At 72.7% G+C, this 10,486-nt stretch carries 9 protein-coding genes, 1 other RNA gene and 1 pseudogene; 2 read left to right on the forward strand and 9 right to left on the reverse strand.

The window, feature by feature from the left end:
• Window positions 1-369: 369 nt before the first annotated feature.
• From CHF15_RS39570 to CHF15_RS39580, 3 genes are all read right to left on the reverse strand, one after another.
• A complete protein-coding gene (locus CHF15_RS39570) occupies window positions 370-1,506 on the reverse strand; it encodes a uroporphyrinogen-III synthase (RefSeq protein WP_089228787.1) in 1,137 nt (378 codons plus the stop codon).
• A 154-nt stretch (window positions 1,507-1,660) separates the two neighbouring features.
• On the reverse strand, window positions 1,661-3,040 hold the full coding sequence (locus CHF15_RS39575) for a nitrate/nitrite transporter (protein ID WP_089228788.1): 1,380 nt from the start codon (window positions 3,038-3,040) through the stop codon (window positions 1,661-1,663).
• Window positions 3,041-3,142: 102 nt separating this feature from the next.
• The gene (locus tag CHF15_RS39580) at window positions 3,143-4,132 is read right to left on the reverse strand and encodes a LysR family transcriptional regulator (RefSeq protein ID WP_089228789.1); all 990 of its coding nucleotides are present in this window, start codon (window positions 4,130-4,132) and stop codon (window positions 3,143-3,145) included.
• Between the two features lie 98 nt (window positions 4,133-4,230).
• On the opposite strand from CHF15_RS39580, the gene CHF15_RS39585 reads away from it, so the two are divergent.
• The gene (locus CHF15_RS39585; protein WP_089228790.1) at window positions 4,231-5,439 is read left to right on the forward strand and encodes an MFS transporter; all 1,209 of its coding nucleotides are present in this window, start codon (window positions 4,231-4,233) and stop codon (window positions 5,437-5,439) included.
• A gap of 77 nt (window positions 5,440-5,516) precedes the next feature.
• On the opposite strand, the gene ssrA is transcribed toward CHF15_RS39585, so the two are convergent.
• From ssrA to ftsE, 5 genes are all read right to left on the reverse strand, one after another.
• Window positions 5,517-5,904: a transfer-messenger RNA gene (ssrA, locus tag CHF15_RS39590) on the reverse strand.
• Between the two features lie 117 nt (window positions 5,905-6,021).
• Window positions 6,022-6,504: an SsrA-binding protein SmpB gene (smpB, locus tag CHF15_RS39595; RefSeq protein WP_089228791.1), complete on the reverse strand. Its 483-nt coding sequence runs from the start codon at window positions 6,502-6,504 to the stop codon at window positions 6,022-6,024.
• A 54-nt stretch (window positions 6,505-6,558) separates the two neighbouring features.
• Complete coding sequence (locus tag CHF15_RS39600; RefSeq protein ID WP_089228792.1) at window positions 6,559-7,722, reverse strand: S41 family peptidase; 1,164 nt, start codon at window positions 7,720-7,722, stop codon at window positions 6,559-6,561.
• A gap of 67 nt (window positions 7,723-7,789) precedes the next feature.
• Complete coding sequence (gene ftsX / locus CHF15_RS39605) at window positions 7,790-8,707, reverse strand: permease-like cell division protein FtsX (protein ID WP_089228793.1); 918 nt, start codon at window positions 8,705-8,707, stop codon at window positions 7,790-7,792.
• A 44-nt stretch (window positions 8,708-8,751) separates the two neighbouring features.
• The gene (gene ftsE / locus CHF15_RS39610; protein WP_018564091.1) at window positions 8,752-9,441 is read right to left on the reverse strand and encodes a cell division ATP-binding protein FtsE; all 690 of its coding nucleotides are present in this window, start codon (window positions 9,439-9,441) and stop codon (window positions 8,752-8,754) included.
• A gap of 275 nt (window positions 9,442-9,716) precedes the next feature.
• Here ftsE and CHF15_RS39615 point away from each other — a divergent pair, with 275 nt between their 5' ends.
• A complete protein-coding gene (locus CHF15_RS39615; RefSeq protein ID WP_089228794.1) occupies window positions 9,717-9,908 on the forward strand; it encodes a hypothetical protein in 192 nt (63 codons plus the stop codon).
• Between the two features lie 158 nt (window positions 9,909-10,066).
• Here the strand turns inward: CHF15_RS39615 and CHF15_RS45320 are convergent.
• Window positions 10,067-10,486, reverse strand: a pseudogene (locus tag CHF15_RS45320) (hypothetical protein); the annotation flags it as partial.

Here is a 10,486-nt window from a genome sequence, read left to right on the forward strand (position 1 = left end):
CCCACACCATCCGGCTCGACGCCGGCAAGTCGGCCACGCCACCGGTGCACGCACCCTTGCCCGGCCTGCGGCCGAAAGACCCCCTGCTGAGGGCAGTTCCCAGCGGTGCCGGGAGGGATGCCCCCCATCACCCCCCTCCGGCCGTCATGCGCCCCACCCCACGGGTGGGGCTGTGGCGGGGTGCTCCCCCGGGCCGAAGGCTGGGGGAGACGAGCGGCGGACCCGGCGCCGAATGATGTGGAGTTCAACCGCGAGCGTTCTGGGGGTCCCCCCGGCCGAAGGCTGGGGGAGGGCGGGAGGGCGGGAGAACCGCCCGCCGCAGGCGCAGACAACCCGCACACAACAACGGACCGCAACCACGACCCCCGGTCACGCCGAAGCGCACTCCGCCGGATCAAGCGCCAAGCGATACCCCCGCTTCACCACCGTCTGGATAAGCTTCGGCGCCCCCAGCGCCGCCCTCAACCGCGCCATCGCCGTCTCGACGGCGTGCTCGTCGCGCCCCGCCCCCGGCAGCACCCGGAGCAGGTCGCCCCGGGAGACGACCCACCCGGGGCGGCGGGCGAGCGTGCGGAGCAGGGCCATCCCGGCCGGGGGGACGGCACGCAGCTCCCCGTCGACGAGGACCGCGTGGCCGCGGATCTCCAGGCGCCGTCCGGCGACGGGCAGGGGGCGCGCCCGCGCCGGGAGCTCCGCGGCGAGCAGCTGGACGAGGGGTCCGAGGCGGTAGCGCTCCGGCTGGGAGGTGGGCACGTCGTGGGCCTCCAGGGGGAGCGCCGTGACGGGGCCGACGCAGGCCGGGAGGATGTCGTGGCGCAGGGCGTCGAGGAGCTCGCCGCGCAGGCCCCGGCGTTCGGCCCGGTCCAGCAGGGAGGCCGCCGCGGGGGCGCTGGTGAACGTGACCGCGTCCAGCCCGCGCGCGAGGGCCGCGTCGATGAGCCGGTCGACGGGTCCGATGTCCTCCGGCGGCATCCAGCGGTAGACGGGCACGCCGACGACCTCCGCTCCGGCCGCGCGCAGGGCCTCGCTGAATCCGGGCACCGGCTCCCCGTGCAGCTGGACGGCGACGCGCCGGCCGGCGACGCCCTCGTCCAGCAGGCGGTCGAGGACCTCCGCCATCGACTCGGACGCCGGTGACCAGGACTCCCTGAGCCCGGCGGCGCGGATCGCGCCGCGCACCTTGGGGCCGCGGGCGAGCAGTTCGACGTGCCGCAGCCGTTCCAGCAGGGCCTCGCCGAGCCCCCAGCCGTCGGCGGCCTCGATCCAGCCGCGGAAGCCGATCGCCGTGGTGGCGACCACGACGTCGGGGCCGCGGTCGAGCAGCCGTTCGGTCGCCGCGAGCAGTTCGGTGTCGTCCGGCAGCGGGACGATCCGCAGCGCGGGGGCCCGCATGACGACGGCGCCGCGCCGTTCGAGGAGGGCGCAGAGGTCGTCGGCGCGGCGGGCCGCGGTGACGCCGACCGTGAAGCCCGCCAGGGGGAGGACGTCTGGGTGTCGCACTTGCATGGCTCTGCCTCGCTCCGCCGGAGGTACACGTGCAACGGAGGCCGGGGACCGTCCCGGGTCCCGGAGTCGCGCGCCCCGTTCCGCGCATGGTTCCAAGCCCCGGTGACGGTCCGGGTTCGCCTGTATTTCCCCGTTGTTACGCGGTTCGCCGGGGCTACACCTCCGCGTAGGAGAGCCGCGGCTCCGGCTCGGCCCCGGCGGCCGGGGCGGGGGCGGGCGCGGGCCCGCGCAGGTATACGGCCCAGGTGACCACGAAGCAGACCGCGTACACGGCCAGGAAGGTGACGAAGGCCGGGGTGCCGGTGCCCCCGGTGAGGAAGGACTGCCGGAAGGCGAGGTTGATGCCGAGACCGCCGAGCGCGCCGACGGCGCCGATCAGGCCCATCGCGGCGCCGGACAGCCGCCGTCCGTACGAGGCCGCGGCCTCGCCGGTCAGCCCCATGGCGGCCGCCTTCGCGGCGTAGATGCCCGGGATCATCTTGTACGTGGAGCCGTTGCCGAGGCCCGTCAGGAGGAAGAGGGCGACGAAGGCGGCGGAGAACAGCGCCAGGGACCTCTGCGCCGAGGCGAGGACGATCACGGCGGTGGCGACGGCCATCGCCAGGAAGTTCCACAGCGTGATCCGCGCGCCGCCGAAGCGGTCCGCGAGCCGCCCGCCGACCGGGCGGACCAGCGAGCCGAGCAGGGGGCCGACGAAGGTGATGGACGCGGCCTGCAGCGGCGTGCGGGCGAACTGGTTCTGCAGGACGAGCCCGAAGGCGAAGCTGTAGCCGATGAAGGACCCGAAGGTGCCGATGTACAGGAAGGACATGATCCAGGTGTGGCCGTCCCTGATCGCCAGCGCGGCGGCCCCGGTGTCGTTCCGCACGGGCGCCAGGTTGTCCATGTACAGGGCGGCGAGTGTGGCGGCGACCACGATGAGCGGGATGTAGACGGCGAGCAGCAGCCTGGGGTGGCCGGCGCCCGCGGTGCCGATGACCAGCAGGCCGACCAGCTGGACGACGGGCACCCCGATGTTGCCGCCGCCCGCGTTGAGGCCGAGCGCCCAGCCCTTCTTCCGGAGCGGGAAGAAGGAGTTGATGTTGGTCATGGAGGAGGCGAAGTTGCCCCCGCCGACCCCGGTCAGCGCGGCGACGGCGAGGAAGGTGCCGTAGGAGGTGCCGGGCTCCATGACGACGGCGGCGGCGACCGTCGGCAGCAGCAGCATGAGCGCGCTCATGACGGTCCAGTTGCGGCCGCCGAAGCGCGCGACGGCGAAGGTGTACGGGACGCGGACCACCGAGCCGACCGCCGTGGCCATGGCGACCAGGAAGAACTTCCCGGCGGGGTCGATGCCGTACTCCGGGCCCATGAAGAGCACCATGACCGACCAGAGCGTCCAGATGGAGAAGCCGACGTGCTCGGACAGCACGGAGAAGAACAGGTTCCGCTGGGCGACCCGGCGGCCGCCGGCCTCCCAGAACTCCTCGTCCTCCGGGTCCCACCGCTCGATCCAGCGGCCGCCCTTGCGTGCTGTGGTGCTCGCGGCAGTCATGACGCCTCCAGGCCCTGATGTCGCTCGTCGGGTGATGCCACGACGGTAGGAACACCGCGTTTCCGCCCGATGGCCCGAGGTGACCGTCACGCAACCTTGCTCTCACCCGGTGCCCGGGCCCCCTGTGAGCGCCGGGGGCGCCATGACGCGGGCGTCCGGCTCCGGCAGCCAGGCGCCCTCCGGCGGGGTGAGCCAGTCCTCCTCAGCGGCGAGCCGCCGCGCGGCGGCGAGCAGGGCGTCCAGTCCCGGGTGGCGCAGTCCGCGCCGCCACACCATGGAGACCGGGGCGAGCGGTACGGGACCGGTGAGCGGGCGCAGGACGAAGCCGGGCAGGTCGATGAACTCGGTGCTGGCCAGGACGGGCCAGCGGTGCTTGCGCACCAGGCGGACGAACTCCTCCGGGCCGTCGATGGCGGGGAAGGGCGCGGCGACGCAGATGCCCCGGCCATGGAAGAGGCGCCGGGCCAGGTCCGTCCACTCGGCGGTGTCCGGGTTCCCGGCGGCGGCGTAGAGGGACTCCCCGGCGAGCCCGTCGAGCGGCACCTCGGCGAGCGGGGCCAGCCGGTGGCCCGCGGGCAGCAGCACCGCCATCCGCTCGTGGCGGACCGGCCGGTGCTCCAGCCGGTCCAGCACCTCGGGGGCCAGGCCCGCCGCGCGGCCGAAGGAGACGTCCAGGCGGCCCGCGAGGATCCCGGCGGCGGCGCCGGTGAGCCCGCTGTGGAAACGCGCGGTCAGTTCGAGTTCGGGCGCGGCGGCGCGGGCGGCGGCCAGCACCCGGTGGCCGGTGCCCACGGGCGCGCCGATGTCGACGAGCAGCGGCCGGCCGGCCGGGGCGAACGCGGCGGCCAGTTCGTCGTGGGCGGCGAGCACGCGCCGGGCGTACGGCAGCAGCCGCTCCCCCTCGGCGGTCAGCCGCACCGAGCGGGTCGTACGCACGAACAGCTCGACCCGCAGTTCGCGCTCCAGACGCCGCACGTCCCGGCTCAGCGCCTGCTGGGCGACGTGGAGCCGAGTGGCGGCCTGGGTGAAGTGCAGTTCCTCCGCGACAGCGGTGAAGGCCCTCAGCAGGCGCGGGTCGATGGCGTGCGGCATCCGCCCATTGAACACGTCCGGGATTCACAACCCGAACGCGTCAATGGACGCTGATCAGGTGTTGGACCGCGCCGGGGCAGGCCCGAGAGGGTGATCGCATGACCGCGCTCACCCTCGCCGCCCCCTACCGGCGGCTCTTCGCCCTGCCCGGCACCCGGGCCTTCACCGCCGGGAACCTCCTGGCCCGGCTCCCGATGGGGATGTTCGGCGTCAGCGCGGTCGTCATGATCGCCGCGGGGTACGGCTCGTACGCGCTGGCCGGGGCGGTCACCGCCACCGGGCTCGCCGCGACGGCGGTGGTGGCCCCCTGGACCGCCAGGCTTGTCGACCGGCTCGGGCAGGCCAGGGTGGCCGTGCCGGCCGCGGGGCTCGCCGCGCTGGGCTCGCTGGCGCTCGTGGTGTGCGTACGGCTGCACGCCCCGGTCTGGACCCTGTTCGCCGCGTACGCCGCCACCGCGACGACGCCGAACACCGGCGGCATGGCGCGGGCCCGCTGGGCGCACCTGTACCGCGACGACGAGCGGGCCCGGCACGTCGCCAACTCCTTCGAGCAGGCCGCGGACGAGGTCTGCTTCATGCTCGGCCCGGTCCTCGCGGCCTTCCTGTGCACCGCGCTGTTCCCCGAGGCCGGCACGCTGACGGGGGCGCTGCTGCTCTTCGGCGGCATCCTGCTCTTCGCCGCGCAGCGCGGCACCGAGCCGCCGCCGGTACCGCGCTGCGCGGCCGGCCGGGACTCCGGAGCGGGGCGGGCCGCGGTGCCCGCCGTGCTGCTGACGTTCCTGGCGACGGGGGCCGTCTTCGGGGCCCTGGAGGTCACGACGATCGCCTTCGCCGACGCCCAGGGGCACCGCGGGGCAGCCGGGGCGGTGCTCGCCCTGCAGGCGGCGGGCTCCTGCGCGGCGGGCCTGCTGTACGATCTGCGCCGTCCCCGCGGCGGCGCGGGAGGCCGCTTCGCCGCGAGCGTCGCCCTGATGGCCGTCCTCATGCTCGGCCCGCTGCCCGCGGCGGCCCTCGGCGGTCTGTGGCTGCTGGCCCCCGCACTGCTGCTGGCGGGCATGGCCACCGCGCCCACGATGATCAACGGCATGGCCCTGATCCAGCACCGGGTCCCGCCCGGCCGCCTCAACGAGGGGATGACGCTGGCCGTCACGGCCCTCCTGGGCGGCATCGCCGCGGGCTCCTTCATCGCGGGGTCCGTCGTGGAGCACCGGGGCGCGGTGACCGCGTACGCCATACCGGCGGTCGCCGCGGCCACCGCCGCGGCGGTCGCGGCGGCCTCCCTGCGTACGGCCCGGCACCGGGCCTGACGCAATCGGTCCCCCCGGAAACGACGGAAGGCGATGCCTCCCGCGCAGAGCGCGGCAGGCATCGCCTTCCGTTGGGTCAGTGGAGATGGCGGGAATCGAACCCGCGTCCTGTGGTGCAGAACCAGGGCTTCTCCGAGCGCAGTCCGCTGTGCTTTTCTCGGCCCCGGCAGTCACGCGGACAAGCCGCCGACGGGCCCAGCCACTGTTTGATTTCCCACCGAGCCCCGTGGCCGGACTCAGTGGTTTAGTCCCCTAGCTGATGCCAGGATCCGGGTCGGGAACAGCCCCGGGCTGACACTCCGCGGAGTCTTCGGCTAGCTGCTAATTAGGCAGCGAGCGCGAAGGCGGAGGAATCGCTCTTGTTATTGGCGATTATTGTTTTCGGCATATGGTTTACGAGATCATTGCCGCTTCCTCGGCTCGCTTCCCCTGCTTCGACATCCCCAGTCGAAACCGATCATCCCCATGTTGATTTTTCAAGCTGCACACCGGGCGGTCACCGTCCGGTGGTGCTGATGCCATCGTACGTGACCAACGCGCACGGTGGCCAGCGCATTCCCGCGCCCGCGGCGCGGGCGTGGTTCACTGCCCGCGCTGCCGGCGGCGTACCGCCGAGATGGCCCGGTCGGCCTCGCGGCGGTCCTGCTGCTCGCGCAGGGTCTGCCGCTTGTCGTAGTCCTTCTTGCCCTTGGCCAGCGCGATCTCGACCTTCGCACGGCCGTCCTTGAAGTACAGGGAGAGCGGCACGATCGTGTGGCCGGTCTCCTGCGACTTCTGGAAGAGCTTCTCGATCTCCGCCCGGTGCAGCAGCAGTTTGCGCTTGCGCCGCGCCGAGTGGTTCGTCCACGTCCCCTGGGTGTACTCGGGGATGTGCACGTTGTGCAGCCACGCCTCGCCGCCGTCGAGCTGGCCGAAGCCGTCGACCAGGGAGGCGCGTCCCTGGCGCAGCGACTTCACCTCGGTGCCGGTGAGCACCAGGCCCGCCTCGTAGGTGTCGAGGATGTGGTAGTCGTGCCGCGCCTTCTTGTTCTGCGCGATCAGTTTGCGACCCGTTTCCTTTGCCATAGCGCGGCTATTCTCGCACCTCGGCGGGGCGGGGGGTACCGGTTTGCGCGCCGGTCAGCGGGCCGGCGTGCCCAGGCCGTCCAGTACCTCGAGGGCCTCGGACTCGGCGTCCGCGCCGCCGGTGACCGACAGGTCGGGCTCGACCCCGCGGCCGTCCACCCGGCGGCCCGCGGGCAGCCGGTAGTGGCCGACGGTGAGCTCGGCGACCGAGCCGTCCGACAGCCGGCTGGGCATCTGCACGGAGCCCTTGCCGAAGGTGCGGGAGCCCACGACGACGGCGCGCCCGCGGTCCTGGAGGGCGCCGGCGAGGAGTTCGGCCGCGCTCATCGTGCCGCCGTCGACGAGCACCACGAGCGGGGTGTCGGTGTCGCCGCCGTCGGCGGCGTACAGCGCCTGCTGCCTGCCGTGGACGTCGTACGTGGCGACCAGGCCGCCGTCCAGGAACGCGGAGGCCACACCGACGGCCTCGGTGACCAGACCGCCGGAGTTGCCGCGCAGGTCCAGGAGTATGCCCTCGTGACCGGGCCGGCCGGCCAGCGCACGGCCGACCTGCTCGGCGACGCCCTTGGTGAAGGCGTCCACCGTGACGACGGTGGCGCCGCCGGGGACGTGCCGGACCCGTACGGACTCCGTCGGCAGCAGGGCGCGCCGCGGGGAGACCTCCCAGGAGCGTGTGCCGCGCCGCAGGCCCAGCGAGACGGGCGTGCCGGCGGAGTCGGAACCGCGCAGCCGGGCGACCACCTCGGTGACGGGACGGCCGGTGACCTCGGTGCCGTCGATGCTCGTCAGCCGGTCACCGGCGTGCACACCGGACCGGGCGGCGGGGCTGCCGGACTGGACGCGGTCGATCCCGATGCGGCCGTCCTCGGTGCGCCGCACCCACAGGCCGACTCCCACGTAGCGGCCGTCCAGGGACTGCTGGAAGCCCTCGTACTCCTGGGCCGTGTAGAAAGAGGACCACCGGTCGCCGCTCCGGCTGACCAGGGCCTCCGCGGCCTGCGGGCCGACCTTGCCCTCCGCGATCGCCTCGGCGATCTCGTCGGTGTTCGCGACCGTGCCGGCCGGGATGCGCGAGTGCGCCGGCGTCCGCCGCTCCCCGCCGAGGTCCCCGAAGGAGCCCGCCGCGGCGCCGGTCGCCAGGACCGCGCCGAAGACCAGCGTCAGCGCCGCGGCGCGGCACAGGCGACGTGGTCTCCCGGGCGGACAGTGGCTCAGCACGACGGGCAGTCTAGGCGAGAAGCGGGCGCTGTACGGAAAGTTGGCCGTACAGCGCCCTTGGCGCGCATCAGACCTTGAGGTATTTGCGCAGCGCGATCAGGGCCGCCAGCGCGGGCATCAGCATGCCCACCACCAGCACCAGCGGCAGCACCTGGGCCACCTCGCCCCAGCCGAGGAAGTTGATCAGCGGCACCTTGGTCTGCAGCGACAGGCCGTGGTCGATCAGGAAGTAGCGGCCGACGAGGAGCATCAGACAGGCCAGGCCACCGCCGACCAGACCGGCGAACGCGGCCTCCATGATGAACGGCATCTGGATGTAGAAGCTGGACGCGCCGACCAGCCGCATGATCCCGGTCTCGCGGCGCCGGCTGAAGGCCGACACGCGCACCGTGTTGACGATCAGCATCATCGCCACCGCGAGCATGAACGCCAGCACCACCAGCGCGGCCAGCGTCATACCGTTGAGCAGCCCGAACAGGTTGTCCAGCAGGGCCTTCTGGTCCTGCACCTCCTGGACGCCGGGACGGCCCTGGAAGGCGCTCGCGACGACCTGGAACTTCGTCGGGTCCTTGAGCTTGACCCGGAACGACTCCTGCATCTGGTCCGGGGTGAGCGAGTCGGCCAGCGGCGAGTCGGAGAACTGCTCCTTGTAGTGCTTGTAGGCGTCCTCCGCGCTCTCGTGGAAGTACTTGTCCACCAGCGGCAGCGCCTTGAGCTGCTTCTCGACGTCCTTCTTCTGCTCCTCGGTGACGGCGCCCTTGGTGCAGTTGGGGTCGGTCTTGGCGTCGTTCTTGTTGCAGAGGAAGATCGACACCTGGACCTTGTCGTACCAGTAGCCCTTCATCGAGTCGACCTGCTCGCGGGCGAGCCACGAGCCGCCGGCGAGCGCGAGCGAGAGGGCCACGGAGACGATGACCGCGAAGGTCATGGTGAGGTTGCGCCGGAGGCCGACGCCGATCTCCGAGAGCACGAACTGGGCGCGCATGTTGTCCTTTCAGAAGGCTGCGGTGTGCAGGGCGGGGCCTGGGCTCAGTGCTGGTAGCCGTAGACGCCGCGGGACTGGTCGCGGACCAGTCGCCCCTTCTCGAGCTCGATGACGCGCTTGCGCATCTGGTCGACGATGTTCTGGTCGTGGGTGGCCATCACCACGGTGGTGCCCGTGCGGTTGATGCGGTCCAGCAGCCGCATGATGCCCACGGAGGTCTGCGGGTCGAGGTTTCCCGTGGGCTCGTCCGCGATCAGCAGCATCGGGCGGTTGACGAACGCCCGGGCGATCGCCACGCGCTGCTGCTCACCGCCGGACAGCTCGCCCGGCATGCGGTCCTCCTTGCCGCCGAGGCCGACGAGGTCCAGCACCTCGGGGACCGTCTTGCGGATGGTGCCGCGCGGCTTGCCGATCACCTCGAGGGCGAAGGCCACGTTCTCGGCAACCGTCTTGTTGGGCAGCAGTCGGAAGTCCTGGAAGACGGTGCCCAGTTGGCGGCGCATCTGCGGCACCTTCCAGTTGGACAGCCGCGCCAGGTCCTTGCCGAGCACGTGCACCATGCCGGTGTCGGTGCGCTCCTCGCGCAGGATCAGCCGCAGGAAGGTCGACTTCCCGGAGCCGGAGGAGCCCACCAGGAAGACGAACTCACCCTTCTCGATTTCCAGCGACACGTCCCGAAGTGCAGGACGGTTCTGCCTGGGGTAAGTCTTGGTGACGTTGTCGAATCGGATCACGGTCGCACTCCGGATACAGGGGATCGGAGGCGACCTTACGCGAATGGCCGCGGCCCGCGCAGTCCGCGGTCCGGGATGACGGGTTTATTCACAGACCACCGGGGGACAAAGCAGGCATTGGCCACATGCGTCACTCTTCGGAGTCGCGGGAATCGCGCGGGACGCGCCGGGCGTCCCGGGAACTGGCACAGTGGTCGGGGGGCTCGGGAACGTACCGCCCCTGTCGCGCGTTGTTCATCGAGCGGCCGCCAGGCCGCCTGGGAGGAGGCGACGGCATGACAGTCGACCGACTGGTGTGCGCCAACTGCGCCGGCCCCGTCAGCGAGGGCCGCTGCGCGGTCTGCCGCGCCAACCGTGCCCGCATGCAGCAGGAGAACCCCTTCGCGGCCATCTCCCCGGCAGCCCTGATCGCCCTGCTGGTCGCCCTGCTCGCGGTGGTGTGGGTGGTGCACGAGGCCGCCGTGTAGCGCGGCACACACATACGGCAAGCACTGGGGCCCGCGGCGCTCGGCGCTACGGGCCCCTGCGGCGTTCCTCGGGCCTCCCGTGGACGGGCGCGGGCCCGCACCGCATGCGGCGCATGCGGTGCGGGCCCGTGGTGCGCGCCGACGTCCGGGCGTGGACCTCAGACGGCGGTGTTGCGGCCGCCGCCGACCAGGCGCGGCATCAGGCGGAAGCCGACACCGCCCGCGATCATCGTGGCGGCACCGACCAGCAGGAACAGGCTGTCGCCGGCACCGGTCTCGGCCAGCTCCTCCGTGGTGTCACCCTGGGTGACGACCTCGCTGCTGCCGGCGTTGTCGGTGTCGGTGTTGTCGGCGCAGGTCACGCTGTCCCCGTCGAGGGTGCAGGTGGTGCCGTCACCATCGGAACCGCCGGTCTCGGAACCGCCGGCACCGTTGCCGCCACCGTTCCCGTTGCCGCCGTTCCCGTTGCCCTCACTGGTGCCCTGCGACTGACCTTCCGACTGGCCCTCGGACTGCCCCTGCGACTGGCCCTCGGACTGACCCTCGCTCTGGCCCTCCGACTGACCCTCGGACTGACC

The organism is Actinacidiphila glaucinigra, assembly GCF_900188405.1.
In the GTDB taxonomy this organism is placed as follows: Bacteria; Actinomycetota; Actinomycetes; order Streptomycetales; family Streptomycetaceae; genus Actinacidiphila; species Actinacidiphila glaucinigra.